At 55.3% G+C, this 26,460-nt stretch carries 27 protein-coding genes; 25 read left to right on the forward strand and 2 right to left on the reverse strand.

The window, feature by feature from the left end; all coding sequences use genetic code 11:
- The first annotated feature begins 137 nt into the window (after nucleotides 1–137).
- Genes ACFIOZ_RS08655 through sppA form a run of 3 tightly spaced genes read left to right on the forward strand, consistent with a single transcriptional unit; the run spans nucleotide 138 to nucleotide 2,936 of the window.
- On the forward strand, nucleotides 138–1,079 hold the full coding sequence (locus tag ACFIOZ_RS08655) for an RluA family pseudouridine synthase (protein WP_386083278.1): 942 nt from the start codon (nucleotides 138–140) through the stop codon (nucleotides 1,077–1,079).
- Nucleotides 1,080–1,133: 54 nt separating this feature from the next.
- Nucleotides 1,134–1,778 (forward strand): HAD family hydrolase, encoded by a 645-nt coding sequence (locus ACFIOZ_RS08660; RefSeq protein WP_386083279.1) that lies wholly within the window; start codon nucleotides 1,134–1,136, stop codon nucleotides 1,776–1,778.
- A 9-nt stretch (nucleotides 1,779–1,787) separates the two neighbouring features.
- The gene (gene sppA, locus ACFIOZ_RS08665; protein WP_386083280.1) at nucleotides 1,788–2,936 is read left to right on the forward strand and encodes a signal peptide peptidase SppA; all 1,149 of its coding nucleotides are present in this window, start codon (nucleotides 1,788–1,790) and stop codon (nucleotides 2,934–2,936) included.
- 43 nt (nucleotides 2,937–2,979) lie between these two features.
- Here the strand turns inward: sppA and ACFIOZ_RS08670 are convergent, their stop codons facing one another.
- Nucleotides 2,980–3,594 (reverse strand): Maf family protein, encoded by a 615-nt coding sequence (locus tag ACFIOZ_RS08670; protein WP_226249837.1) that lies wholly within the window; start codon nucleotides 3,592–3,594, stop codon nucleotides 2,980–2,982.
- Nucleotides 3,595–3,857: 263 nt separating this feature from the next.
- Between ACFIOZ_RS08670 and ACFIOZ_RS08675 the strand changes: the two genes are divergently transcribed.
- The 18 genes from ACFIOZ_RS08675 to ACFIOZ_RS08760 all read left to right on the forward strand — a co-directional run bounded on the left by ACFIOZ_RS08675 (nucleotide 3,858) and on the right by ACFIOZ_RS08760 (nucleotide 21,197).
- Nucleotides 3,858–4,388 carry a YceD family protein gene (locus ACFIOZ_RS08675; protein WP_226249812.1) on the forward strand — a complete coding sequence of 177 codons (531 nt, stop codon included), beginning with the start codon at nucleotides 3,858–3,860 and terminating at the stop codon, nucleotides 4,386–4,388.
- 35 nt (nucleotides 4,389–4,423) lie between these two features.
- Entirely contained in the window at nucleotides 4,424–4,594 is a 171-nt protein-coding gene (gene rpmF, locus ACFIOZ_RS08680; RefSeq protein ID WP_007114757.1) for a 50S ribosomal protein L32, read from the forward strand.
- A gap of 44 nt (nucleotides 4,595–4,638) precedes the next feature.
- Nucleotides 4,639–5,700 (forward strand): phosphate acyltransferase PlsX, encoded by a 1,062-nt coding sequence (gene plsX / locus ACFIOZ_RS08685; RefSeq protein WP_226249813.1) that lies wholly within the window; start codon nucleotides 4,639–4,641, stop codon nucleotides 5,698–5,700.
- A gap of 114 nt (nucleotides 5,701–5,814) precedes the next feature.
- Nucleotides 5,815–6,774 (forward strand): ACP S-malonyltransferase, encoded by a 960-nt coding sequence (fabD, locus tag ACFIOZ_RS08690; protein ID WP_386083281.1) that lies wholly within the window; start codon nucleotides 5,815–5,817, stop codon nucleotides 6,772–6,774.
- A gap of 58 nt (nucleotides 6,775–6,832) precedes the next feature.
- A complete protein-coding gene (gene fabG / locus ACFIOZ_RS08695; RefSeq protein ID WP_226249815.1) occupies nucleotides 6,833–7,576 on the forward strand; it encodes a 3-oxoacyl-ACP reductase FabG in 744 nt (247 codons plus the stop codon).
- 124 nt (nucleotides 7,577–7,700) lie between these two features.
- Nucleotides 7,701–7,934, forward strand: a complete 234-nt coding sequence (acpP, locus tag ACFIOZ_RS08700) for an acyl carrier protein (RefSeq protein WP_008956801.1) — start codon at nucleotides 7,701–7,703, stop codon at nucleotides 7,932–7,934.
- 192 nt (nucleotides 7,935–8,126) lie between these two features.
- Nucleotides 8,127–9,365, forward strand: coding sequence for a beta-ketoacyl-ACP synthase II (gene fabF / locus ACFIOZ_RS08705; RefSeq protein ID WP_226249816.1), 1,239 nt, complete (start codon nucleotides 8,127–8,129; stop codon nucleotides 9,363–9,365).
- 6 nt (nucleotides 9,366–9,371) lie between these two features.
- Nucleotides 9,372–10,184, forward strand: coding sequence for an aminodeoxychorismate lyase (pabC, locus tag ACFIOZ_RS08710; RefSeq protein ID WP_386083282.1), 813 nt, complete (start codon nucleotides 9,372–9,374; stop codon nucleotides 10,182–10,184).
- 44 nt (nucleotides 10,185–10,228) lie between these two features.
- A complete protein-coding gene (gene mltG / locus ACFIOZ_RS08715; protein WP_226249818.1) occupies nucleotides 10,229–11,236 on the forward strand; it encodes an endolytic transglycosylase MltG in 1,008 nt (335 codons plus the stop codon).
- Nucleotides 11,237–11,290: 54 nt separating this feature from the next.
- The gene (gene tmk / locus ACFIOZ_RS08720; RefSeq protein ID WP_386083283.1) at nucleotides 11,291–11,944 is read left to right on the forward strand and encodes a dTMP kinase; all 654 of its coding nucleotides are present in this window, start codon (nucleotides 11,291–11,293) and stop codon (nucleotides 11,942–11,944) included.
- The gene (locus ACFIOZ_RS08725) at nucleotides 11,935–12,921 is read left to right on the forward strand and encodes a DNA polymerase III subunit delta' (RefSeq protein ID WP_386083284.1); all 987 of its coding nucleotides are present in this window, start codon (nucleotides 11,935–11,937) and stop codon (nucleotides 12,919–12,921) included. Before tmk ends, ACFIOZ_RS08725 begins: the two co-directional genes overlap by 10 nt.
- A gap of 53 nt (nucleotides 12,922–12,974) precedes the next feature.
- Nucleotides 12,975–13,310 (forward strand): PilZ domain-containing protein, encoded by a 336-nt coding sequence (locus ACFIOZ_RS08730; protein WP_226249821.1) that lies wholly within the window; start codon nucleotides 12,975–12,977, stop codon nucleotides 13,308–13,310.
- 93 nt (nucleotides 13,311–13,403) lie between these two features.
- Complete coding sequence (locus ACFIOZ_RS08735) at nucleotides 13,404–14,249, forward strand: TatD family hydrolase (protein WP_386083286.1); 846 nt, start codon at nucleotides 13,404–13,406, stop codon at nucleotides 14,247–14,249.
- A gap of 24 nt (nucleotides 14,250–14,273) precedes the next feature.
- Nucleotides 14,274–14,846, forward strand: coding sequence for a DUF1285 domain-containing protein (locus ACFIOZ_RS08740; RefSeq protein WP_386083287.1), 573 nt, complete (start codon nucleotides 14,274–14,276; stop codon nucleotides 14,844–14,846).
- On the forward strand, nucleotides 14,843–17,053 hold the full coding sequence (locus ACFIOZ_RS08745) for an ATP-dependent helicase (protein ID WP_386083288.1): 2,211 nt from the start codon (nucleotides 14,843–14,845) through the stop codon (nucleotides 17,051–17,053). The genes ACFIOZ_RS08740 and ACFIOZ_RS08745 overlap by 4 nt, the downstream gene beginning before the upstream one ends.
- A gap of 160 nt (nucleotides 17,054–17,213) precedes the next feature.
- A complete protein-coding gene (locus ACFIOZ_RS08750) occupies nucleotides 17,214–18,443 on the forward strand; it encodes a porin (RefSeq protein ID WP_226249825.1) in 1,230 nt (409 codons plus the stop codon).
- Nucleotides 18,444–18,454: 11 nt separating this feature from the next.
- Nucleotides 18,455–18,892, forward strand: coding sequence for a phosphate ABC transporter substrate-binding protein (locus ACFIOZ_RS08755; protein WP_386083289.1), 438 nt, complete (start codon nucleotides 18,455–18,457; stop codon nucleotides 18,890–18,892).
- 109 nt (nucleotides 18,893–19,001) lie between these two features.
- Nucleotides 19,002–21,197, forward strand: coding sequence for a putative bifunctional diguanylate cyclase/phosphodiesterase (locus ACFIOZ_RS08760; RefSeq protein WP_386083290.1), 2,196 nt, complete (start codon nucleotides 19,002–19,004; stop codon nucleotides 21,195–21,197).
- 62 nt (nucleotides 21,198–21,259) lie between these two features.
- Here ACFIOZ_RS08760 and ACFIOZ_RS08765 read toward each other — a convergent pair whose 3' ends face one another.
- The gene (locus ACFIOZ_RS08765; RefSeq protein ID WP_386083291.1) at nucleotides 21,260–22,924 is read right to left on the reverse strand and encodes an electron transfer flavoprotein-ubiquinone oxidoreductase; all 1,665 of its coding nucleotides are present in this window, start codon (nucleotides 22,922–22,924) and stop codon (nucleotides 21,260–21,262) included.
- A 515-nt stretch (nucleotides 22,925–23,439) separates the two neighbouring features.
- On the opposite strand from ACFIOZ_RS08765, the gene ACFIOZ_RS08770 reads away from it, so the two are divergent.
- The 4 genes from ACFIOZ_RS08770 (at nucleotide 23,440) to nrdH (ending at nucleotide 26,456) form a co-directional block, all read left to right on the forward strand.
- Nucleotides 23,440–24,189 (forward strand): electron transfer flavoprotein subunit beta/FixA family protein, encoded by a 750-nt coding sequence (locus tag ACFIOZ_RS08770; RefSeq protein ID WP_386083292.1) that lies wholly within the window; start codon nucleotides 23,440–23,442, stop codon nucleotides 24,187–24,189.
- 55 nt (nucleotides 24,190–24,244) lie between these two features.
- Nucleotides 24,245–25,171, forward strand: a complete 927-nt coding sequence (locus tag ACFIOZ_RS08775; protein ID WP_386083293.1) for an electron transfer flavoprotein subunit alpha/FixB family protein — start codon at nucleotides 24,245–24,247, stop codon at nucleotides 25,169–25,171.
- Nucleotides 25,172–25,372: 201 nt separating this feature from the next.
- Nucleotides 25,373–25,984, forward strand: a complete 612-nt coding sequence (locus ACFIOZ_RS08780) for a superoxide dismutase (protein ID WP_386083294.1) — start codon at nucleotides 25,373–25,375, stop codon at nucleotides 25,982–25,984.
- Nucleotides 25,985–26,234: 250 nt separating this feature from the next.
- Entirely contained in the window at nucleotides 26,235–26,456 is a 222-nt protein-coding gene (gene nrdH / locus ACFIOZ_RS08785) for a glutaredoxin-like protein NrdH (protein WP_008956787.1), read from the forward strand.
- Nucleotides 26,457–26,460: the final 4 nt, after the last annotated feature.

Raw genomic sequence — 26,460 nt, forward strand, 5'->3', positions numbered from 1 at the left:
GCTTTCTGCGCTTAGCTGGTGAACGATTTCGAATATAACAGTAAAGGCTACGACCAGCAATTGACGCAATGCCCTTGGGTCTACGTTAGAATGCCGTTTTTAAGCCGATGTCACAGGATCACAAGGAGTAAGCGGTAATGTCCGAAGGGCGTGAAGTGCAGTGGGTGGATATCGCCCCGGAGCAAGCAGGGCAGCGAATTGATAATTTTCTTATGACGCGGCTTAAAGGAGCTCCACGCGCACTTATCTACCGCATCGTGCGTAAGGGCGAAGTGCGTGTTAACAAAAAACGTGTGAAGGTCGATTACCGTTTGCAGGCGGGGGACTTGGTACGCGTTCCGCCGCTGCGGTTGGCACCACGGGAAGCGGTGAAAGAAGTCAGTGATAATTTGCGCGACCTGCTGGTGGGCAGCGTTATTATGGAAGGCCCCGATTGGATGGTGCTTAACAAACCCTCTGGTTTGGCGGTGCATGGCGGTAGCGGGGTTAAAATTGGTTTAATAGAAGCGCTGCGCCAGGTACGCGATGATTTAAGCTTTCTGGAGCTGGTTCACCGCTTGGATCGCGATACGTCCGGTTGTTTGCTGCTGGCCAAGTCCCGCGATGCGCTGGTGACGCTTAACGAGTCGCTTAAAAAGCACGGTATGGATAAGCGCTACTTGGCCTTGGTGAGCGGGCGTTGGCCTGCGCGGAAAACCTATGAGAGTGCTCGGCTAGACCGCTTTGATGCGGGCAATGGTGAGCGGCGGGTAAGGGTGGATCCCAACGGTAAGGTGTCGCGCACCCATTTTTCGGTGGTCGAAACCTTCGAAAAAGTAACCTTGATAGAGGCTGAGCCGGTGACCGGGCGTACCCACCAGATACGCGTACACGCCGCCCATGCGGGCCACGCGCTGCTAGGCGACGACAAGTATGCTACCCGGGAGAGCGGCCTGCTCACCAAGCAGTTGGGGTTGGGGCGCCTGTTTCTGCACGCGCGGGCATTGACCTTTCCTGAGCCCACTAATGGTCGCCCGGTAACCGTTAAAGCACCGTTGCCAGAAGCCCTGGAAGAAGTGCTTAAACGCGCCCGCCAATAATCCGCCTTGCGCTAATTTGCTTTTCACTAACGTGCCTTTCACCAAGGAGCTGTCATGCAGTACGAGTTAATTATATTTGATTGGGATGGCACCTTGATGGACTCGGTGCCGCGCATTGTGTCCTGCATGCAGGCGGCTGCTCTGGAGGCCGAGTGGGGCGCACTTTCAGCGCCCGAGGTGGAGGATATTATCGGCCTGGGGCTGCCCGAGGCGATTGCACAGCTTTGCCCAGGCATTTTGCCTGCCCAGGCTGAGCGACTTCGCGAACGTTACGCGCATCACTTTGTGCAGGCAGATGCTACTCCGATGGCTTTTTTTAGCGGCGTAGAGGCGCATATCGCCCATTTGCGCGGACGTAATCAGCAGCGTTTAGCGGTGGCGACGGGTAAAAGCCGTCGCGGGCTTGACCGTGTTTTTGCAGCGACCGGCAGCGGCGCTTGGTTTCATGCCAGCCGCACGGCAGATGAGACCCGTTCCAAGCCGCACCCGCAGATGCTTTCAGAGCTGCTGGCAGAGCTCTCTGTGCCGGTCGAACGGGCGGTAATGGTCGGAGATACTGAGTATGACTTGGAAATGGCTAGGGCGATGGGAATGGATCGGGTGGGTGTAAGCTACGGCGTGCATACGCCGGAGCGCCTGGCATTAAGCCGCCCCAAGTGGATCGCCCACAGCGTCGATGAGCTTTTTGATCGGTTATAAGGACATTTTATGAGTGACGACCCAACCCGCCACGATGGTCTAGACGACGGACATGACAACCCGGCCAATGGCGATCGCCGCACCGGCTCTGTTAATAGTGGCCCGTCCAGCGAGTTTAAAGAGGATCCTTGGACTGAGGGGCCGGAGGTTCCGCCCGGTGCAGGGTCGAAGCAGGCGTCAGGCGCGCCGGGCGACGATGCTGACACTTTGCGCGAACGCCAGCGACTCGCACAGTTGGAAATGATGGATCACTGGATAGGCGGTGTCTTGGCCGAGCAGCGGCGTACCCGCCGCTGGAAGCTGTTTTTCCGCCTGATGTTTCTCGCTGTCGTGCTAGCTGGACTGTCTGCCATCCTTTATAGCCTTTACTGGGATTCGCCCAGTGTCACCGCGCCCACGCAACGCCACTTGGGCATTGTTGAGGTGAATGGGGTGATTGCGAGCGATTCGCCCGCCAATGCAGAGCGTATCATCCAGGGGTTAAATCGTGCTTGGGAGGCGGAAAGCGCGGCTGCCGTGGTGCTGCACATTAATAGCCCAGGCGGTAGCCCAGTGCAGTCTCAGCGTATCTATGCGGAAATCATGCGCCTGCGTGAGCAGGGTGACAAACCGATAATCGCGGTGATTGAGGATATAGGTGCCAGCGGCGCTTATTACATTGCCGCCGCGGCAGATGAAATTGTGGCATCACCGGTGAGTCTGGTGGGCTCTATTGGGGTGATCTATGCAGGCTTTGGCTTTGAAGAGGCGATAGCGCGTATTGGTGTTGAGCGTCGCGTGCTCACGGCAGGGGAGAACAAAGCCTTTTTAGACCCCTTCCAGCCCATGGATGATGAGGCAGAAACGTTTTGGCAGGAAGTGCTGAGCCAAACCCATCGCCAGTTCATCGATGACGTCCGCGCGGGGCGCGGTGACAGGCTCAGTGATAGCTCGGACATTTTTTCCGGTTTGATCTGGGGGGGTGAGCAGAGCATCGAGCTAGGGCTGGTCGATCAGTTGGGTAACCTCGAACAGCTGTCGCGCGAGCAGGTGGGGAACACCGATTGGGTAGACTACACCCCCAGCCTCGACCCTTTCGAGCGCTTTACGCGGCGTTTTACCCAGGTTGCTGCTGAGGTGCTAGGCATTAAAGCGCCTAACACCCCGCTGCGTTTCTAAGCGCCAATCTTAGCCGTGGAGGTGCTGATTAGCGCACCGCTGGTTAGGGCTGGCCAAGCGGATCCAGCCCCGCTTGGCGCAGCATGTCGCAGAGCGCGATCAGCGGTAGCCCAATCAGTGCATTGGGGTCGCGGCCTTCCAGTTTTTCAAACAGGGCAATGCCGAGGCCTTCCATGCGAAAACTGCCAGCGCTATCCAGTGGCTGCTCTTTGGCGACATAAGTTTCGATCTCTTGGGTGCTAAGAGTCCGAAACACGACCTCGAAAGGCTCAATATGAACCTGATGGCGCTGGTGGCGAGTATCCAGTAGCGCTAAGCCGGTTAGAAAGGTGACACGCTGGCCAGAGAAGCGAGCAAGGTTAGCGCAAGCTTTCTCGGCTGTGTGGGGTTTGCCAAGAATGTCGCCTTCAAATACCGCCACCTGATCAGAACCTATAACGTAGTGGTGAGGGAAGTGGGCTGCCACAGCGTAGGCTTTGCTGAGCGCGAGGCGGTGCACCAGTGCGCGAGGTGTTTCACCGGGATGAGGTGTTTCATCAATGTCGGGTGAGTGGCACTGGTAGGGGAGTTGCAGGCGATCCAAAAGCTCACGCCGCCAGCGTGAGCTTGAGGCTAGCACCAGCTCCGTCGTTGATGACTGGGCTGATGGCTGAGCCATTGCGCTCTGAGTGTTCGATGGTTCGGTCATGGATGATGGGGGCAAGGTTTGGCTCCTGGCTATGTGGTTGCGCTAGGGCAACATCAAAGCATTGCATTGGCAGCAGTGGACATTGAAAGCAATAACAGAGTGTAGCGAAAGCGGCTAAAGCTGCCTATGTTGGCTGTTTTTTGAGATCTATGCGGGTTATTTGTTGAGGAAGCCATGAAAAATATACTGACAGCTTTGACACCGGCAGGGGGAGTGCCTATCATTGCGCGCCTATGTTGACCTCACAACTCCCCAGTCGGGTGGAGCCTTATAAGCTCGCAGCCCGCCACGAACGAATCGAAGGCTTGGTAGCGCTTGATAAGCTGCCGCGCCTTGCCGAAGAAGCGGGTGTCCAAACCGGCGACTGTCATGTCGTGCTTGAGTTTGGCGTCGATGCTCAAGGTCGTCGTGAAATTCGTGGCCACTTGCAAGCGACGTTGGCGCTTGCCTGCCGACGCTGCCTGGTGCCGCTGTCTCAAGAGGTAAGCAGTGACTTTCTGCTTGGAATGGTCACTGACGAAGCCTTAGCGGCCGAGTTGCCTGCCAGTCATGAACCGGTGCTGGTGGAAAAGGAACAGTTGGATCTTCTGACGGTGATTGAGGATGAGTTGATTCTCAGTCTGCCTCAGGTGGTTTATCACGATGAAGCCGAATGTCATGTCTCGGCGGAGCAGCTGGTCAGCAAAACAGAAGGCGCGGCGTCGGAAACAGCGCCAGCGACGAACCCTTTCGCGGTGCTAAATGTCTTGAAAGGCAAAAAATAAGCACCCTTTACCTTAATACCTTGGAGTAAACACCCATGGCAGTTCAACAGAACCGTAAAACTCGTTCCAAGCGCGGCATGCGTCGTAGCCACGATGCGCTGACCGCTCCGACGCTGTCCCAGGACAAAGAAACCGGTACCACTCACCTGCGTCACCACGTTTCACCAGACGGTTTCTACCGCGGTCGCAAAGTGGTTGAGGTATAAAGCTTCAATTGCATTATTAAGCGGCTAAACGGGCTCAGTGCGGTATGCGCTTAGCGATTGATGTAATGGGGAGTGACCAAGGCCCTCATGCGATTATCGCTGGCTCAGCTAGGGCAGTGGTAGAACACCCCAGCCTAGAACTGATTCTGTTTGGCCCGCGTCAGCAGATTACTGCTGAGCTTTCGCGCTTGCCGCAGCCTCTGGCTGCGGCAGCGTCACGTTTGGTGGTGCGTGATTCGCCCGATAGTGTGTTGCCTGGGGCAACGGCTGCCTGGGCGTTGCGCAGAGGCCAAGCGACCAGTATGGCGCGCATGCTGCGCTGTGTCGCCCAGGGCGAAGCAGTGGCGGGTGTGAGCGCGGGCAATACGGCGGCGCTTGTTGCCTTGGCAAGGCGCGAGCTGGGTATGGTCGAGGGGATTTCTCGACCGGCGATCAGTACCGCGATTCCTGCACGCCAAGGGCGTCGCTGTTATCTACTGGATCTGGGCGCCAATGTGGATTCTCCTGCCCACCGTTTGGTCGATTTCGCGCAGATGGGGGCGGCGATGGCGCAATGCGTTGATGGCACGGCGGTGCCGCGTGTGGCGTTACTCAATGTTGGTGCAGAAGCCACCAAGGGAAGCGTTAGCGTGCGTGAAGCTGATCGTCTGCTGCGTGAGTATGCCAATGATAGTGCTTTCGACTATCAGGGCTATGCTGAAGGTGGCGACCTGTTTAAAGGTCAGCTTGATGTGGTGGTGTGTGATGGCTTTGTGGGCAATGCTGTCCTGAAGGCCAGCGAAGGTTTGACGAGTATGCTGGTTGAGCGCGTGCAGATGGCTTTTGAGTCGCGTCTTAGCGGGCGTTTGGCAAGCCTACTGGCCAAACCTGTGTTAAAGCGTTTGAAGCAAGAGCTCGATCCCGTACGTTACAACGGGGCCAGCTTGTTAGGGTTGCGCGGTATCGTGGTGAAAAGTCACGGCAGTGCTCATGCCGATGGTTTCTACTACGCTATCCGGCGCGCTCTGCAGGAAGTAGAGCATAATTTACCTGCGCGGATCGCAGGTCGCTGGCAGCCGTCATCCCAAGCACTGTCGAGTGCAAATGATGGCGCAGGCCAGCCATGATCAGATAATAAATATTGACTTTTTTTGCGGGTTTATTAGGTGGCATCAGGATGTGCCAATAATCTCGCCTATCGCTCATATGAGCAAATGCCTACAAGAGCAAAGGTGAACGACATGTCTCAACCCCTTGCCCTCATTTTTCCCGGGCAGGGCTCTCAGCAGCTTGGAATGCTGCGAGAGCTTGCCGAGCGCTACAGTGTGGTGGGAACGACATTTGAGGAAGCGTCGGATGCTTTGGGCTACGATTTGTGGAAAGTCGTCCAGGAAGGCCCCGAGGAATCGCTTAATGCAACCGCTTGCACCCAGCCTGCGCTGCTCTCTGCAAGTGTTGCTATTTGGCGCGTGTGGCAAGAGCTGGAAGGCCCTCGTCCGACGGTTATGGCGGGCCATAGTCTAGGCGAATACAGTGCTATGGTGTGTGCTGGTGTTATGAGCTTTGCCGAAGGTGTCAATTTAGTGCGTTTGCGTGGAGAAGCCATGCAGACCGCGGTGCCCGCTGGCGAAGGCGGCATGGCAGCAATCCTGGGGTTAGCAGACGATGCGGTTGAAGCCGCCTGCGAAAAGGCTGCCCAGGGTGACGTTGTGTCAGCGGTCAACTACAACTCCCCAGGACAAGTGGTGATAGCGGGCTCGAAAGTGGCCGTTGAGCGGGCTATTGTGGCTTGCCAAGAGGCCGGGGCCAGGCGCGCCATGGCATTGCCTGTTTCCGTGCCTTCGCACTGCGCGCTAATGCGTCCAGCGGCTGAGCGGCTGGCTGAGGCGATACAAACCATTGAACTGCGGGCGCCGCGCTACACGGTGATCCAAAATGTCGATGCTCAGGCCCATACCGACACCGCGACATTGAGTCGACGCCTCGTCGAACAGCTCTATCTGCCGGTGCGCTGGAGCGCCTGTGTTGAAGCAATGGCAGAGCAAGGCGTGGAGGTATTTATTGAGTGCGGGCCAGGAAAGGTGTTGACTGGCCTCAATAAGCGTATCGTGAAGGGTAGTAAAGGATTAGCGGTGAATGATCCCGACAGCCTGGAGGCTGCGCTTGAGCTGGCGCGTGAAACGTTGGCTGATAAGGCGTGACCAAGGAGAGGTGACTTTCGCTATCCTTGCTTGATTATACGGTTAGAGGCAGAACGTTATGACACAAGAGAGTAGAGTTGCTCTGGTAACAGGAGCGAGTCGCGGTATTGGGCAGGCCATTGCGCACGAGCTAGGTCGCCAGGGCCGCATTGTCATCGGTACTGCGACCAGCGAGTCAGGTGCTGAGAAAATTGATGCCGATTTGAAAGAGCACGGCATTGAAGGGGCCGGTCTGTGTCTTAATGTGACCGACCAGATCAGCATCGATAGCGTGTTGAAAACCATTACCGAGCGCTTTGGAGCGCCGACTATTCTGGTTAACAATGCCGGTATCACCCGTGACAATTTGCTAATGCGAATGAAAGAGGATGAGTGGGACTCCGTTATGGATACCAACTTGAAATCTGTCTATCGTGTTAGCAAGGCGTGTTTACGGGGCATGACCAAGGCGCGTTTTGGGCGTATTGTGTCAATCAGTTCTGTGGTGGCAACCATGGGCAACTTGGGTCAAACTAACTATGCTGCAGCCAAGGCCGGTATGGAAGGTTTCAGCCGAGCACTGGCACGTGAGGTCTCCTCCCGTGCGATCACGGTTAACGCAGTGGCGCCAGGCTTTATTGCGACTGATATGACCGAAGCACTACCCGAAGCACAGCATGAGATGTTGCTTAAACAAATTCCGTTGGCCCGTTTAGGGGCACCGGAAGAGATCGCCGCAGCGGTGGGCTTTTTGACCAGTGATGCAGCCGGTTATATTACTGGCGAGACGCTTCACGTGAATGGCGGCATGAATATGCGTTGATGGCCTTGGGCCTGGCGGTTGCGTCGACCCAAGGGCGTCTATAAACTACCCCGCAGCTTTTGGCTTGCGGTTTCCAAATAGCTGGTTATCAAAAACGGCTAATGTGAACGACTGGAGTAGGTTAATGAGTACTATTGAAGAGCGCGTGAAGAAAGTTGTAGCAGAGCGCCTGAACGTTAAAGAAGAAGACATCCAAAACAGCTCTTCTTTTACAGAAGACTTGGGTGCTGATTCGCTCGACACCGTTGAGCTGGTTATGGCTTTGGAAGAGGAATTCGATACTGAAATTCCTGATGAAGAAGCTGAGAAGATCACCACGGTTCAAGAAGCTATCGATTACGTGAACGCCCACCAGTAAGGGCTGCGTCGATGCATCGAACCAGGGTGGGGTGCTAGCCACCCACCTTAAAAGCCGTCCTTTCCCAGGGCGGCTTTTTTGCTTTGCAGCCACAATGCTAATAACGTTCAATCTCCGTTATACTGTTGACCAAATTTAAGCAGCAAATGACCCAAGTGGGTCGCGTCACCATGGATGCCTGGAGGAAAGCTGATGGCACGGAAAAGGGTAGTGGTAACTGGGTTAGGCCTGGTGACCCCAGTGGGTAATAGCGTTGATGAGTCGTGGGCCAACATTGTGGCCGGTAAAAGCGGTATCACACCTATTGAGCATTTTGACACCAGCGGTTTTAACACCCGCTTTGGTGGGGCAGTCAAAAATTTTGATATTAGCCCGTATCTGAATCCAAAAGATGCCCGCAAGATGGATCTGTTTATTCAGTACGGCATGGCAGCCGGCGCACAGGCGGTAGAAGACTCCGGTATTGAGTGCACCGAGGAAAACGCCGATCGTATCGGTGTAGCTATCGGCTCAGGCATTGGTGGCTTACCCATGATTGAGCACAATCACAACGCGCTGAACAAAGGCGGTGCCCGCAAGGTCTCGCCGTTCTTTGTACCAGGCTCTATCATTAATATGATCTCAGGCAATATGGCGATTCAGCACGGCTTTAGAGGCCCGAACATTGCCATTACGACTGCCTGCACCACGGGTACCCATAATATTGGCTACAGTGCACGCACTATCGCCTACGGCGATGCCGACGTGATGATCTGTGGCGGTGCCGAAATGGCCACTACGCCGCTAGGGCTGGGTGGCTTCTCTGCTGCCCGCGCACTCTCTACCCGCAATGATGATCCCCAAGCGGCAAGCCGCCCCTGGGATACTGACCGCGATGGGTTTGTACTCTCCGACGGTGCTGGGGTGCTGGTGCTTGAAGAGTATGAGCATGCCAAGGCACGGGGAGCAAATATTTACGCCGAGCTGGTGGGCTTTGGGATGAGCGATGACGCCTATCATATGACTTCGCCCCCGGAAGATGGGCGTGGCGCTGCGCTCTCTATGCGCAATGCGATCAAAGATGCCCAGGTTGATGTCTCTGCGGTTCATTATATCAACGCTCATGGCACCTCCACCGCGGCAGGCGATCTGGCTGAAAGCCGCGCCATTGAGAACGTTCTGGGTGATGCTGCAAACAGTGTGGCAGTGAGCTCGACCAAGTCGATGATTGGCCACCTGCTGGGCGCTGCAGGCGCAGTGGAGGCGGTGTTTAGTATTCTGGCTATTCGTGACCAGATTGCGCCCCCCACGATTAATCTGGATAACCCGCAGGAAGGCTGCAACCTGGACTATGTGCCGCATACCGCGCGGGATATGCGCATTGATATGGCGCTTTCGAACTCCTTTGGTTTTGGTGGCACTAACGGTTCGCTACTGTTTAAAAAGGTGTAGTGGGCTATGTTGCCACCTGCGTTATCTGATGATCAGTCGGTGCCGTTTGATGATCGTGGGCTGGCATATGGTGATGGCCTTTTTGAGACGGTGCTGTTGCGTGATGGTGCTCCTGTGCTGTGGCGCTACCATACGGCGCGCCTGGCGCAGGGCTGTCAGCGGCTGGGAATACCGTTACTTAGCCAGGAGGCGCTTGACGCCACTTGGCAAGGCGATCCCATTGCTGAGTTCGAAGTGCTTAAGCTGATACTGACCCGGGGTAGCGGTGGGCGTGGCTATGCACAGCCCGAGCAGGTAACGCCGCGGCTGCTCAGTCGTCGAACGCCGTTTCAACCGTCGGTTAAGCGCTTGCAGGAAGGGGTGACGGTTCGACTTTGTGACTTGCAGCTTGCCCGTCAGCCTCGCTTGGCAGGTATCAAGCACTTAAATCGACTGGAGAACGTACTGGCCCGTCGGGAGTGGAACGATGCCACTATTGCCGAGGGGCTGCTCACCGACAGTGAAGGCCTGATCGTAGAAGCTACCAGCATGAACGTTTTTTGGCAGCAGGCGGGGGAGGTGTTTACGCCTCAGCTTGACCAGTGCGGTGTGGCTGGAACGCTGCGCGCGGCGTTGCTTGAAGAGGGGGCCGTCGCTGAGGATGCATTGACGCTTGATCAACTCGCTGATGTCGAACGGCTATGGGTGGCCAACTCTGTCCAGGGGGTATGGCCAGTCACTAAGCTTCTTTCAGCGAGTGGCTCGCTGCTGCAGCGCTGGTCGCTGAGTCACTCTGACCCATTCCAGCGCTTGGCGCATCAGCTATTGGGCGTTGTTTAAACGCCACTGTTTAGATATCGCTCAGCAATTTTCTTAGAGGTGTCATGGTGAAACGGTTATTAACCGCTTTATTGGTATTGATAGTGGTTGGGGCTGCCAGTGCAGCGGGCGGTTATTTCTATTGGCAGAGCCGATTAGAGGCGCCGCTTTCAATTGAAGAGCCAATGCTTTACCAAGTGCCTTCTGGTGCAGGCTTTAATCAGGTAGTGGCGCAACTGGAAGAGCAGGGCGTGCTTGAGGATGCCTGGGCGTTTCGTTTGTTAGCGCGAGTTGAGCCGGAACGTGTGCCTCGGCTGCGTACAGGCGAGTATCAGCTGTTGCCGGATATGAGCGGACTGGAAATGATGGCGCTGCTAGGTAGCAATCAAGTGGTTACCTACTCGCTGACCATTCCTGAGGGTTGGTCTTTTCGGCAGATGCGCGAGTTGCTCAATGCCGCGCCGAAACTCGAACATCGTACCGCTGACTTGAGTGATGCAGAGGTGATGACGCTTCTCGACCGAGAGGGCACCTTTCCCGAGGGTTGGTTCTTTCCTGATACCTACCGCTATCATCTGGGGATGAGCGATGTGGATATTCTGCGCCAATCATTGGAGCGGATGGAGCGCATTCTGGAAGAAGTATGGGAAGAGCGCGCGGACGACCTTACCATTGACTCTCCCTACGAAGCGCTGATTATGGCCTCCTTGATCGAACGGGAAACCGGCGCGCCCGAGGAACGGCGCGAGATTGCCGGGGTGTTCAAACGCCGGATGGAGCAGGGCATGCGCCTACAAACCGACCCGACGATTATTTACGGTATGGGTGAGCGTTATGAAGGGCGAATTACCCGTGCCGATATCCGCGAGGCTACGGCCTATAACACCTACGTGATTGACGGGATGCCGCCTACGCCGATCGCCATGCCAGGTCGCGAATCGCTAGAGGCGGCGGTAAATCCATTGCCTGGTGAAACACTCTATTTCGTGTCCCGCGGCGATGGTACGCACCACTTCTCGCGCACGCTGCGGGAGCACAACAACGCTGTTAACCGCTATATTCGTAACCGTTAATCGCCGTGAACCATCAGCCAATATTGATCGAGAATACCACAGTAAGGGAGCATGATGAGTAAGCGTGGACGCTTCATTACGCTGGAAGGCGGCGAAGGGGTGGGCAAGTCCACCAACGTGGGCTTTGTCGCTGAGTGCCTGGAAGCTGAGGGCCTGGAAGTGGTGCGTACCCGAGAGCCGGGCGGCACCGCTCGTGGCGAAGCTATTCGCGCCTTACTGCTGGATCCTGCTCCTCAAGAGCCGCTGCACGTGGACGCTGAACTGTTGCTAATGTTCGCAGCGCGGGCCCAACATTTGGCGGAGAAAATTTTGCCCGCCCTGGCCAGAGGGGCGTGGGTGGTGTGTGATCGTTTTACCGATGCCACCTTTGCCTATCAGGGCGGCGGAAGGGGCATCGCCAAGGAGCGCATTGCCGTGCTGGAGAATTTTGTTCAGCAGGGGGTCTCACCGGATTTGACGCTGCTGCTGGATATGCCTAAAGAGGCTGCCACACAGCGCTTAGAGTCGCGTTTGACTGACCGGCAAGAGCAACGGGATCGCTTTGAACAGGAGCCGGGGGACTTCTTCCAGGCGGTGCGCGATGCTTACTTGGCGCGTGCGGTAGAAGCGCCCGAGCGCTTTGCCGTGATTGACGCCCAGCACTCGCTCGAAGAGGTGCAAACGCAAATACGTCAAAGCCTGCTCAATCGGATCGCAGCATGGCGTTAACCAGCGTAATGCCGTGGCATCAAGCCACTTGGCAGCATTTAACCCGTCTGGCTGATAGTGGCAGAATGCCCCACGCGCTGCTTATTCACGGTGCCCACGGCGTGGGTAAGCAGCAGTTGGCGGAAGCGTTAATTGCCCGAACGCTATGCGCTTCACCCGCGGATCAAGCCTGTGGCCACTGCCATAGCTGCGCGATGCTGGCATCGGGGTATCACCCGGATCTCCTGCGGGTCTCGCCTGAAGAGGGGAAGCGCCAAATCCGTATTGACCCCATTCGCGAGGTTAACCGTTTTGTTTCGCAAACTGCCCAGCAGGGTGGCTACCGGGTGATTGTGGTCTCTCCCGCCGAGGCCAAGAACGTTGCTGCCGCCAATGCGCTACTCAAAAGCCTTGAAGAGCCCGGTGATAAAACGCTGTTTATTCTGCTCTCCGATGTCCCTTCGCGGATGCTAGCGACGATCCGCTCTCGGTGCCAGCAGTGGTCACTGCCTAGCGTCGACTTTGAGGCGTGTCGTGGCTGGTTGATTGAGCAATTGGGTAGCGCCGATGAAGCCTACTTCTGGTGGCAGGTGGCGGGAGGACTGCCGCTGCTGGCCGTGGAGCTGGCCGCACCAGAAGAACGCGCCCTGCGCCATCAGATTCATGACAGTTTTGAGCAATTGGTGCGGGGTGCAGAGCCCGTTTCAGAGGCGGCCCGCCTGGATCGCCAGGCGATAGATGCCATCTTATGGTACGGTATTGCCTGGCTGGAAGACCTGATTCGTCTCGGTTTATCCGGTAACGGAGAGGTATTGCATAATCCCGATTTAGAGCCGCTTTATCGCCAAGCGGTCAAAAATGGTCGTGTTCAAGATTGGTTTCGTCTGCTTGATTATGCCCGTGAACAGCGGCGCTTATTGGCAGTGGGGGCAAACCCAAATCCTCAGCTAGTACTCGAGGCGTGGTTGGTGCGTTGGGCAGCGCTATTGCGTTCATAGCGGTATTTAACCCTGTTCCCCACGGCTGTTCAAAACAGTTCAGCGAGGTCGTCATGGCAACTCAGAAAGCGCTCTCTCTTACCATTCCTGATGTGCCGACACTGCTTTCTGCCTATATGCCTTTTTTGGAGCGTGGGGGGATGTTTGTTCCCACTCAGACTCCCTATGCGCTTGGCCAGCAAGTCTTTTTACTGCTCACACTGCCAGGGGAAAGCGAACGCCTTTCGATCAGCGGCCAGGTGGTGTGGGTGTCGCCGGAGGGAGTGAGTGGCCGCCGAATGCCAGGCATTGGTCTCCACTTCAGCCAGCAGAACTATTCTGTGCGTGACCGCATTGAGGCGCTGCTTGCCGGTCAATTGGATAAAGCGGCCCCGTCCTTCACGCTCTGAACTGCCTGGTTATGATCTAGTCGTTATGGCCTATCTGTTTTGACCCCCTTGTTTTTAACAGTCTGCTAGAACCCATTTATTGTCGAGAGCCGTATGTTTGTCGATTCACACTGTCACTTAGATCGTTTATCCGACCAGACCCATGGGGGCGACATTGCGGCCACCTTGGCCGCCGCTCGTGCTGCCCACGTCAATCAGTTTCTTGCTGTGGCGGTTACGTTAGACGATATGCCCCAACTGGCGGCCATTGCCCGGGAGCATCACGATGTAGCGATTTCGGCTGGCTTGCATCCCTTACACCAAAGTGACAATGAGCCCAGCGTCGCGGATATAAAAGAGGCCGCTGAGCGCTATGGCGCGGTGGCGATTGGTGAGACTGGCCTGGATTACCACTACCGCGACAGTGTGCCTGTCGAGATACAGCATGAGCGTTTCAAGCGTCACTTAATCGCCGCACGGGAGCTGGAGCTGCCGGTGATTATTCATACCCGCGAAGCCAAACAGGAAACTTTGGCCTTGCTACGTGAATACAGCGACTCACGGGTGGGCGGTGTATTACACTGTTTTACTGAAGACTTGGTGATGGCTCGTGAGGCGGTGCGGCTGGGTTTTTATATCTCACTGTCGGGCATTATTACCTTTCGCAATGCTGCATCGCTGCGTGAACTTGCCCGTCAACTGCCGCTTGATCGTCTGTTGATTGAGACCGACAGCCCTTACCTGGCGCCTGTTCCCTATCGCGGCAAGCCCAATGAGCCCGCCTGGGTGGTACAAGTGGCGGAGTGCATTGCCCAGGAACGGGGCATCACTGTCGATGAAGTCGCCATGCAGACGACTGCCAACTTTTATCAGCTCTTCCGTGCCGCGGCGCCCGATGCTCCGGAACACGTTAGAGAGGCGCTGGCAAACGCTGGGCTTTTATCGCCCAATGCGCTTTGAATACGCTCAAGCGAGGTGGGCGAGATGAATATTGATCGATTGCTCCAGCAAGGTGGCGGAGAGGAAGAGTTCGCTGGGGCTATTCCTCCCCTCGATGAGTGGCGGCCTGCGCTCTCTGGCGATATGAGTATCGTCATTCACGCCGATGGTAGCTGGTGGCACGAAGGGCAGCCGTTTGCCAGACCCAAGGTGGCGCGTCTCCTAGCCACGCTGCTGCGCCTGGATGACGAGGGGTATTGCCTGGTCACGCCGGTGGAGCGCTGGCGGATAGAGGTCGAAGACCTGCCGCTGGTGGCGGTAGAAGCTGACTTTCGTGACGGTGCCTGGTGGTTTACCACCCAGTTTGACGACATTGTGCGCTTAGATGCTGAGCACCCGCTTTCTCTCAGTTTAACCCCAAAAGGCGAGACTGTGCCGCAACTGCCGGTGAGGTTTGGGCTCGCTGCGCGCTTGCACCGTAATGTCTTTTACCAACTGGTTGAGGCGGCTAAAGCCCGTGATATAGGCAATGGCCAGAGTGAACTTGGCGTAACGAGTGCAGGGCAGTGGTTTGTGCTGGGGCAGATTGATGATGAGTTGCTTGGCGAGGCGCCGTGAAGTTAACCGCTGAACAGCAAGCTGTGGTCAGCCACCAGATTGGACATGCGCGGGTGGCGGCAGTGGCTGGTGCAGGCAAAACCACCACCATGGCCGCGCGGGTGCTGCATCTATTGGCTAACGGGGTTCCGCCAAAGCGTATTCTGGTGCTGATGTTTAACCGCTCAGCAAAGGATGATTTTCAGCGCCGGTTAGCCTCCATGGCACCTGCCGGGCAGGCACTGCCGGATGTGCGCACTTTTCACTCCCTGGGCCACCGCTTGACCCAAAGCCTGTGCCGCTGGGGCGCCCTTCCGCCCCGGCAGTTGTTATCCGCCGATTGGCAGTTGGAAAGGCTGCTTCGTCAAGCGAGCCTGAACGTATTGCGGGACGCTGTCGAACGCCGCGATGCTGCCCTGGAGGGGGATCGGCTGGAAACCTTGGCCCATTTCTGTGGCTTGGTGAAAGCAGAAATGATCACCCCCGAAGCACTCTATGAGCGGCTAAATTTCGACCCGGATACCGACTACTTTCCAGCGGCGTTTGCCGAGGCGGAGCGGCTATTAGCAGCGGAAGGCGTTATGACCTATGCCGATCTGCTCTATCGTCCACTGCTGGTGTTAGAGGGAGATAGTGCCCTGCGAAGCCGTGTGGAAGGGTTTCTCGATCATGTGATTATTGATGAGTATCAGGATATCAACGCTGCTCAGCAGCGCCTGCTATCTGTGTTGGTAGGCAGTCGTGCCGAGGTGATGGCAGTGGGTGATGCCAACCAGTGTATTTATGAGTGGCGTGGTGCCAAACCCGACAACATGCTGGAAAATTTCACTGCTACCTTTGGCGAAGCCACTGACTACCCGCTGTCGACGACGTTTCGGCATGGCCATGCCCTGGCGCTGGCGGCTAATCATGCTATTGCGGCGAATCAGCGCCGTCCCAACCAGCTGTGCCTTGCCGCCGTCAATAACCCGGAGACGCGTGTCTCGGTGGGGCAGGGGAGTCGTTTGCTGCTTGATGCGTTAGTGGATTGGCAGGCCCAGGGGCGAGCGTTTAACGAGGCCAGTCTGCTGGTGCGCAGTTGGGCGCTATCAGTGCCGTTTCAACTGGCGCTGTTACAAGCTGGAATTCCTTTTCGGCTTCAGCGTGAGGATCGTTTTGTTTTTCGTCTACCGCTGGTGCAGGCCCTGGCGGGGTATTTAAAACTGTCGCGTCGTCCTGATCTGCTGCGCGACCCGCAGCAGCTGTTACTGCTGCTTGCACAACCCACCCCCTTCGTTGCCCGTGAGCATCTGCAGCGACTTGCCTATCAGTTGGCTGCTACCCAGCAGTGGCCCGAACGCCATGACCCCCTGTTAACGGCGTTAAAGCCCATACAGCGGCGTACGCTAAAAAAACGCTGGCTGCTGCTTTGTGAGCTGCCCCAGCTAAGTGCTTGGCCGCCCGCCAAGCTTTTACGCCATGTAGTTGAAAGTATTGATGCTGAAAAAACGCTTAAAAGAGCCGCTGCACGGCGGGATAAAGGCGAAGAAGACGTACGCCTGCTCGATGTGTTGATCGAGCAGGCGCAAAGCGTGCAGGATCCGGATGCTTTTATCGAACTGCTTGAGCGACCGGTAGAGAACCAGGCAGGCGGTGTCCTGATCAGTACCGTTCACGGCGCCAAAGGCCTTGAGTGGCCGCTGGTGGCGGTGGCTGGGGTTAACGAAGAGGACTTTCCCCACTATAGCCGCGACAATCCACTCAGTGATGACCGTCTGGAGGAGGAGCGTAGGCTCTTCTACGTCGCCATTACCCGTGCCCAGGAGCAGCTTTTAGTGCTCCATGATGGCGGCGTGCACCGGCCTAGTCGCTTTATTGCCGAAAGCGCCTGGCAGGACAGTATGCGGGTAGCCTCCTGCCTAGCCAGTGCCAGCCCTCCAGCGGCTTCGCTGCAAGTCACATCGGTGGCGTTGGTAAAGCGCTATCTAACCCGGCTGGGGCGCGACGATATTGCGCTAGCACCGGCGCAGGTTGAAGAGGCCAAAGTAGGTTATTCGGGAGATGCCCATTTTTACCCCGGTCAGCGCCTTCTTCATGCGGTATTTGGCGAGGGTGAAGTGGCCGCCGTAGAAGGCAGTATCAGTGATCCAGTGATTGATGTGCGCTTTGACCAGGCCGGGCGAAGGCGGCTTATTGCCCGCCGGGCACCCATTGAGTTGCTGGAAAATGGCTCAACGCTTGTGGGATAAGTCGTTGATTCAACGCTAAGACACACTCTTTCACATTTGCCGTCGAATTAAGCTTTAGGGTTGTTTGACTTAGCATGGCCCTGCCGATTTAATACCCTCACTCCTACCGAGCGAATACTCCACAGCTCATAGCATATAACTAATCAAATAGGGAACGGGCATGGTAAGGCAAGCCACCTGGCTCTGCGCCATTTTGATCGTCACCCAAAGCGGCGCCTTGCTTGCCGACAGCGGTCTGCCTAATCTGGAATTTAATGGTTTCGGCACGCTGGGCGTTGTTCATTCCGATGAGCGAAACGCTGACTTCGTTGCTGACCCCTTTGCTTCAGAAGGTGCAGGGTATAGTGATGACTGGAGCGCTGAAGTTGATAGCCGCCTAGGGCTCCAAGCTACGCTGCGTGTGACGCCACAACTTTCCTCGGTTGTTCAGGTGGTCAGCGAGAAGCGATACGATGGTTCATTCGCACCTGAGATTGAGTGGGCGAATGTTCAATATGACCTTACCCCTGATCTTAGCTTGCGCGTAGGGCGAATGGTGCAAAGCTCTTTTATGGCCTCTGAGCACCGTAAAGTTAATTACGCCACCCCATGGATTAGGCCCCCACAAGAAGTTTACCGTTTAATGCCCGTGGCCAATTTCGATGGTGTTGATATGCGCTATCGATACCCATTAGGGGAGACTACCAATGAATTGCAGATGAATTTTGGTGGGGGCAGCGTTGATTACTCAACGGGCAGTATCGACGCCAGCGATTCATGGGGCGTTTCTCACCGTACTCATTGGGGGGATGTCACCCTGTTTGCCAGCTATGGCGAACTTAAAGTAAGCGCAGATGAACTCTCACAATTCTTCGACGTTTATCGCCTCTTTGGTCTACCCGGTGAAGAGCTTGCTAGCCGCTATGAAGTGGATGGTAAGCGTACGAGCCTACTGAGCTTAGGGTTGGGTTATGACCCCGGCTCATGGTTTGTGATGGGCGAATGGGCACGCTCTTCGTCGCCATCTCTGTTAGGGGAGAGTGAAGGCGCTTACATAACGCTCGGTTATCGGATCGCCGAGTGGACACCGTATGTGGGGGTTGCGCGAGCAAAAGTCACCAGTAATACCTCAGAGCCGGGATTGAATGCTGCCCTTTATCCAGCGCCCTTTGCAGAAGGCGCGCAATTACTTAATGGTATGTTGAATGAGCTAATATCCAGCGGGATGCAGCAGGAGAGCATAACGGTGGGAACTCGCTGGGATTTCAGGCCGGGTATGGCCCTAACGGCCCAGTATGATCACATCGATATGCGTTCAGGGTCATCCGGGGGGCTGATTAATCAACAGCCCGAGTTTACCCCAGGTGAACGTATTAACTTGTTCAGCCTTGCGCTCGACTTTGTGTTTTAAGGAGAGTGGCAATGTTTAAACGCCTCATTTCGTCTGCGACCAGCCTGTTATTGGCATCCGGGCTGAGCCTGTTTTACCACCCAGCTTCAGCTGAGGTATTGGTGGTTGTATCAGTTGAAGCACCTGTTACTCGTCTTACCTTTAGCGATTTAAGAGAGGTTTACTTAGGGCGCCGCACGCTAATAGTCAATGGAGTTGAAGTCGTGCCCTTGGATCTTACTGAAGGTACGGCAGCGAGAAGTGAGTTTTACACTCTCTACACAGGGCAAACCCCCGCGCAGATCAAGGCGCACTGGGCGAGGCAGATATTCACCGGACGAGGGCAGCCGCCCCAAGCGCTTACGAACAGTCGTGCAGTGGTAGAGCGGCTAGTCAGCGATGCAAAATCCCTAGGCTATATAGACTCTTCTTTTCTTGATGAGCGTTTGCGAGTGGTGACAATTGAGTAGCCTCAATGATCAAACAGACCCAGAGCAGGGCAGTCCATCCCGAATCTTGATTAATCGATGGTCACATCATCTTGTCGAGCCATTTGTACTATTCGGTATAGTGGCCTTTATGATGCTGCTGGTTATATGGGGCAGTACTTATTTTTTAGTCAATAAAGAGAGTATGGTCATTGAGCGCCAGGCTGAGCTGTCTGTGAGTGAAATAACCGACACTTATGAAGCGCGTGTTGTCAGAGCCTTGCGGGAAATCGATACGGCACTGAAATTAGTTCGTTTTACCGCCAATAGTAGTGATTACGCTAACGTGCTTGGTGTTTTGAATGAGCAGCGGTTACTGCCGCCTGCTCTGCTATTTACCATCAGTATTGTTGATGCACAGGGCAGGATTGTTGAAACGACTGATTCAGGACGGCTTGGGCAGCGCCTAACGCCTCCTTCGCAAGCAGTGCTGGGCGATGACTACTTGGCCGTTTGGGAGACGGATGCTTATCAAGCAAAACAGCTGACTTTTGCTCGGCCGTTAATGTCCCAGACAACATCTGAGGAAGAGGCAGGCACGGGGTGGGTGGTTATCGCTATTGATGCGAATTACTTTGTGAGCAGTTATGAAGTGGGTTCGTTGGGCCAGCAGGGGATGCTGGCACTTGTTGGTACGGGTGGCGAGGTACTTGTCAGGCGCAGTGGAGAGGCTACCTACTCCGGTGAGCTGATGGATATAGCGGCTTGGAAAAGTAGCACGCTGGATGCTGTAAGTGCCCCCTTTCTGACCCATTGGCAAGGTGTCGAGCGCTACACGCTGGTTCGCCAGCTGTATGATTTCCCATTATCTATCGTCGTCGGATTGTCTGCGCAGGAGCAGTTGGCCTCGGCTCAACAGCTGGCGCGAAAATACTGGCAGCGGGCTGCTTGGACAAGCGGCTTGCTGCTGATCATTCTGGCTATGCTCGCCCGTCTAAGCTGGCAGCTTCAGCGGGCGCAGCAGCGGGTAATGGAAGAGCGTGTATTGCACGCCCAGCAGGTTGAGCACTTGGCTTTCCATGACACGCTAACCGATTTGCCTAATCGAGCTTTTTTGAGCCACTGGCTTACCCAGTCTGTGAAGCTTGGCACCCGCCATGATGAATCCTTTGCGCTCCTTTTCCTGGATCTTGACCGCTTTAAGTTAATTAATGACACCTTAGGGCATGATGCCGGAGACCACCTGCTGCAAGAGGCGGCAAGACGGCTGACCGCCTCGGTGCGAGAAAGCGATTTTGTCGCTCGGTTAGGGGGGGACGAATTTGTCATTATTTTGAGCAGGGCCAGCCGCCGAGATCAGATTGAGCCAATAGCCCAAAAAATTCTATCCGCTGTTAGAGACCCTTTTATGCTCGCGGGCCAGGAGTGTCATGTCTCGGTCAGTATTGGTGTTTCGCTGTATCCGTTTGACGGGCTTGATGAGCAAACATTAATGAAAAGTGCTGATATGGCCATGTATCAGGCGAAGCAACTGGGCAAAAACAATGTTCAGTACTATACCGACGAATTAAGTGCGGAGATGGATGTGCGCTTAACGCTGGAGTCTGGCTTGCACCGGGCGCTTGAAGGTCAGGAGTTCAGGCTGCTCTTTCGGTCAAAGTATGACATCGAAGGTGGCAATACGCTTGGTATGGAGGCGCTGCTGCGTTGGCAGCATCCAACACTGGGCCTGCTTGAGCCCGCGCAATTTATGCCCCTCGCTGAAGAGAGTGGTTTGGTTATGCCTATCGGTCAATGGGTGCTCGAAAATGCCTGTAGACAAAACATGCTTTGGCAGCATGAAGGTTTTCCTGCTTTAACCATGGCCGTCAATATCTCCGCACGCCAATTTTATGACAATGGCTTTGTTGAGAGTGTCAGCGACGCGCTAGCGACAACCGGTATGAACCCGAGGCTGCTTGAGGTGGAGATTACCGAGAGCATGCTGCTGCAGGATGTTAACCGTACGGCGAGTATTTTTGCAGAGATCAAAAAACTGGGTGTCAGGATTGTGGTTGACGATTTTGGCACCGGGTATTCATCTTTATCCGATTTAAACGTGTTACCAGTAGACGCTTTAAAAGTCAGCTCTTGCCTAGTTAAGCGTTTATCAGGGACACGTCATGACCAGCAGTTATCTTCATCAGTCATTGAGCTGGGTCAGCATCTCAGTCTCCAGGTGTTTGCGAAGGGGGTCGCCTCCCATGAGCAGGAACGCTTCATTCTCAGTCCCTACAGCCACCATTTCCACGGTTTTTATAGCTACAGACCGTTATCAGCAGAGGAAAGCTGTCTGGAAAAGAAGTAAGGGATAATGAAGCACTGCTTACCCTTTTGCAGCCAATACAGGGCAAGCAGTGAGCCAGCTACTTACATATTCGGGTAGTTTGGGCCACCACCGCCCTCTGGGGCCACCCAGGTAATGTTTTGCGCTGGGTCTTTGATATCACAAGTTTTGCAGTGCACGCAGTTTTGGAAGTTGATCTGAAAGCGTGGCTGACCTGCGCTATCTTCCACCACTTCATAAACCCCAGCCGGGCAGTAGCGCTGCGCCGGCTCTGCGTATTTGGGCAGGTTTTCGCGGATCGGCAACTCAGGATCGTCCAGGCGCAAATGACACGGCTGATCCTCTTCATGGTTGGTATTCGACAGAAACACCGAGGTTGGCTTGTCGAAAGAGAGTTTGCCGTCCGGTTTGGGGTAGTTAATCTTTTCAAACTCGGCTGCAGGCTTGAGAGCTCCATGGTCGGTGGCTGTGTCATGGACATTTGGCAACTTGTTGCCCAGCAACTGATGAGCAAAGTTATACGCTCCGCCGCCGACGGTGCCATATTTATGGATCGCAGGCCCGAAACTGGCGCTCTCTTTAAGTTCTTGATAGGCCCAACTGGCTTCCCATTTCTGGGTGAAGCTCGTTAGCTCCTGTGCGCCCTCATCGCCCCCTTTGATTGCCTCAAATACGCTCTCCGCGGCAACCAAGCCAGACTTCATGGCAGTATGCAGCCCTTTGATCTTGGAGAAATTGAGGGTGCCTGCATCACAACCAATCAATAGTCCACCTGGGAAGGTCATTTTAGGTAGGCTATTAAAGCCACCTTTGGTAATTGCCCGTGCGCCGTAAGCTACACGCTTACCATCTTCGAGGTACTGGCTAATGACCGGGTGATGCTTCATGCGCTGAAACTCGTCGAAGGGCGAAAGCCATGGATTCTGGTAGCCAAGATCCATAATCAACCCCACAACGACCTGCTGGTTTTCCGCATGGTAGAGGAACCAGCCGCCGTGGGCGTTTTTATCTAATGGCCAGCCAGAACCATGCAACACGAGCCCAGGTTCATGTTTGTCGGCAGGCACATCCCACAGCTCTTTAAGGCCGATACCGTAGTGTTGCGGGTCGCGACCTGCATCCAATGAGAAGTCTTTGATCAACCGCTTGCCCAAATGCCCCCGCGCGCCTTCGGCAAACAGCGTGTACTTGGCGCGCAGCTCCATGCCCGGCATATGGCTATCCTTGGGGGTGCCATCGGCGGCGACGCCCATATCGCCAATCAGAATGCCGCGCACGGCACCATCTTCAATAATGACCTCTTGGGCAGCAAAACCCGGGAAGATTTCTACCCCGAGGCTCTCTGCCTGTTCGGCCAGCCAGCGGCACAGGTTGCCAGCACTGATCACATAGCGGGTAAGGTCGCCCCCGGTGTTGTGCATGCTTTTAGGTACCAAGGCGTTAGGCACTTTCTGCGCTTTTTCGGCATCTTTGAGCAAGAAGACGTCGTCGCGAATCGCCGGCGTATTGAGCGGTGCGCCGCGCTCCTTCCAGTCAGGAAATAGCTCCGCTAGTGCACGGGGTTCAAACACCGCGCCGGATAAAATGTGCGCGCCAACCTCTGAACCTTTCTCAACGACACACACCGTGAGTTCTTGCTCATCCTCATTGGCTTGCTGCATCAGTCGGCATGCTGCGGAAAGCCCGGATGGGCCCGCACCGACAATGACGACATCAAAGTCCATTACATCGCGTTCAACAGTTTCCACCCGGTTTCTCCTTACTCTTTTTAAGTGTCAACTTTTACAAAGCTAACTCAAAGCTAACCCAAAGTTCGGGCTAGGAAACTAGCTTATAAAAAGTGATCTTAATTTAAAACGGTCGTTTGCTTCTGGTTATGCCCCATGATAGGCATAATACCTGTGTCAGGTCACGCCTACGATGGTGAAAGGGGTATTTATTGGCTGTATGCTTTGCTTACCAGCGTTCAGTGCTACGACTAAGGCCGTAGTGGACGATTAAGCATTAGCTATTGTCGCTTTATGGCAGGCTATGGCAAATTGATAAGGTTTTTCAATTGCGCACCTATCAAACGCTCGATTGAATTTGTATATTGAATTTAAAAGCGCCGCCGTTATCGTTGGCAGCGCCTGTATTGGGGCAGGCGATCGCTTTTGAGCGATTGCCGGTAAGTTTTCAATGCATCACACGTCTTAAAAAGGGGTATCCGCTGGGCGGGTGCCGTCTCAGGGTAACGGCTTTACACAAGCCAAGCGAGGAACCTATGAAAGTACTCGTCGCGGTGAAACGCGTCATCGACTACAACGTCAAAATCCGCGTTAAGGCGGATCATTCGGACGTCGATCTCACCAACGTCAAAATGGCCATGAACCCCTTCTGCGAAATTGCCGTGGAAGAGGCGGTGCGCCTGAAAGAGAAGGGCGTGGCGACGGAAGTGGTCGCCGTCACGGTAGGCCCCAAGGCCGCCCAAGAGCAGCTGCGTACCGCGCTGGCCCTGGGGGCAGACCGTGCCATCCATATCGAAACCGACGAGCGCGCCGAATCCCTGGCGGTGGCCAAGCTGTTGGCCAAAGTGGTCGAAGAGGAGCAGCCGGGATTAGTGGTGCTGGGCAAGCAGGCCATTGACACCGACAACAACCAGACCGGCCAAATGCTCGCCGCACTGACGGGGCTTCCGCAAGGTACCTTCGCCTCGGAAGTGGCGGTCGACGGCGACAAGGTTCATGTCACCCGTGAAATCGACGGCGGCCTGCAAACCATTGCCCTCACGCTGCCGGCGATTGTCACCACCGACCTGCGTTTGAATGAGCCGCGCTACGCCAAGCTCCCCGACATCATGAAGGCCAAGAAAAAGCCGCTGGATGTGAAAACCCCCGCCGACTACGGCGTCGAGGTTGCCTCCAAGGTCAGTCTGCTCAAAGTAGAGCCGCCCGCCGAGCGCAAGGGGGGCGTTAAAGTCGCCTCGGTAGACGAGCTGATCGACAAACTCAAAAACGAAGCCAAAGTTCTTTAAGGTCGGTTAATTACCCCCCGTACTTTACGCATGCGCTTTGAAAGGAGCTGATTTTATGAGCATTTTGGTACTTGCCGACCTGCACGAAGGCCAACTGGCCGGCGCCACCGCCCACGTGGTGGCGGCCGCCCAAGCCATCGGTGGCGATATCGATATCCTGGTGGCCGGGGAAGGCGTTCAAGCCGCTGCCGAGGCCGCCGCCAAACTCGACGGCGTGAGCAAAGTCCGCGTCGCCGATAACGCCGTTTACGCCCACCAGCTGGCCGAGCCCATGGGCGCGCTGCTGGTCGAACTGGCGGGTGATTACACCCACGTGCTGGCCAGCGCCTCCACCACCGGCAAAAACGTACTGCCGCGTTTAGCGGCGCTAAAAGACGTCAGCCAGCTGTCGGACGTTATCGCCGTGGACAGCGCCGATACCTTTAAGCGCCCGATCTACGCCGGTAATGCCATTGCCACCGTTAAAAGCGACGACGCGCTGAAAGTGATCACCGTGCGCTCCACCGGTTTTGATGCGGTCGGCACCAGCGGCAGCGCGACGATTGAAGCGGTCGATACCGTGGTAGAAAACAGTCAGTCCAGCTTTGTGAAAGAAGAACTGGCACAGTCGGATCGTCCCGAGTTGGGCGGTGCCAAGGTGGTGATCTCCGGCGGCCGCGGTATGGGCAACGGCGAAAACTTCAAGCTGCTCGACGGCATTGCCGACAAGCTCGGTGCCGCCATCGGTGCTTCCCGTGCCGCGGTCGACGCAGGCTTTGTACCTAACGATATGCAGGTCGGTCAGACTGGCAAGATCGTCGCCCCGGATCTGTATATCGCCGTGGGCATTTCCGGTGCCATCCAGCACCTGGCGGGGATGAAGGACTCCAAGGTGATCGTCGCGATCAACAAAGACGACGAAGCACCGATTTTCCAGGTGGCAGATTACGGCCTGGTGGGGGATCTGTTCGAGATCCTGCCGGAGCTTGAGAGCAAGCTGTAAGCAATACGTGAGTAAATAGCGGTGGGCCGACTTCGCCAGAAGTCGGCTTTTTTTTTGGCCGGTGTATTAGGTAAACTGGCAATAGTTGACTAAAGTACTGGGGCAAAAGGTAAGAAATACCACCCCGGTGGTTGAAAAAGCTGCGGGCTGACCGCACATAGGTAATTGAAAGCAACGAAAGCCACTCAAGGAGATGATGATATGGCACATACACTACCCGAATTGCCGTACGCATATGACGCTCTCGAACCAAACATTGATGCGATGACGATGGAAATTCACCACTCTCGTCACCATCAGACCTACATCAACAACCTGAACGCCGCGCTGGAAGGCACAGGTCTTGAAGATGTACCTGTCGAAGAGCTGGTCGCTAATCTGGATCGCGTTCCGGAAGCCAAGCGTCAAGCCGTTATCAACAACGGTGGCGGTCATGCCAATCACTCCATGTTTTGGCAGATGATGTCGCCTAACGGCGGTGGCAACCCCCAGGGCGATGTTGCCAAAGCGATTGATGCTGAGCTGGGCGGTCTGGAAGCCTTTAAAGAAGAGTTCAAAAAAGCGGCCGTTGGTCGTTTCGGTAGTGGTTGGGCCTGGCTCTCCATTACCCCTGAAAAGAAACTAGTGGTAGAGAATACCCTGAACCAAGACAGCCCGTTGATGCACGGCAATACGCCGCTGTTAGGTCTGGATGTTTGGGAACATGCCTACTACCTGAAGTATCAAAATAAGCGTCCGGACTACATTGCTGCGTTCTTTAACGTGGTGAACTGGGAAGACGTTGAACGTCGTTACCAAGCTGCGATTAGCTAATATTGCTATGATCCGCTAGCCGCGCCGCTTTGCGGCGCTGTGAAAAAACCGCCCACTTTTTAGTGGGCGGTTTTTTTTTGTCTGGGACAGTATTGGGCATTAGCTGTCAATATCCTGTGGATGAAAAATACCACATATGCTTGAATTGATTTTCCATTGGTCTATATATAGTATGCGTTGTATCTTCTAGAGGGGGCGGGCACTAGATGTGCTCTACCCGAAAAATGCCGCTATGAAAAGGGGATCATCCATGGAAATTCAAATTTATAGCAAGCCGGCTTGTGTTCAGTGCACCGCAACTTACCGCGCGCTCGACAAGCAGGGGCTTGATTACACCGTTATCGATATTACTGCCGAATCCGGTGCCCAAGAAGAAGTCGAAGCTCTCGGCTATCGCCAGCTTCCTGTCGTCGTCGTCGGTGAGGATCACTGGTCGGGTTTCCGTCCGGATCGCATTCAAGCGCTGGCTTAAGTTA

This window comes from Vreelandella sp. F11 (genome assembly GCF_042466685.1).
Lineage (GTDB): Bacteria > Pseudomonadota > Gammaproteobacteria > Pseudomonadales > Halomonadaceae > Vreelandella.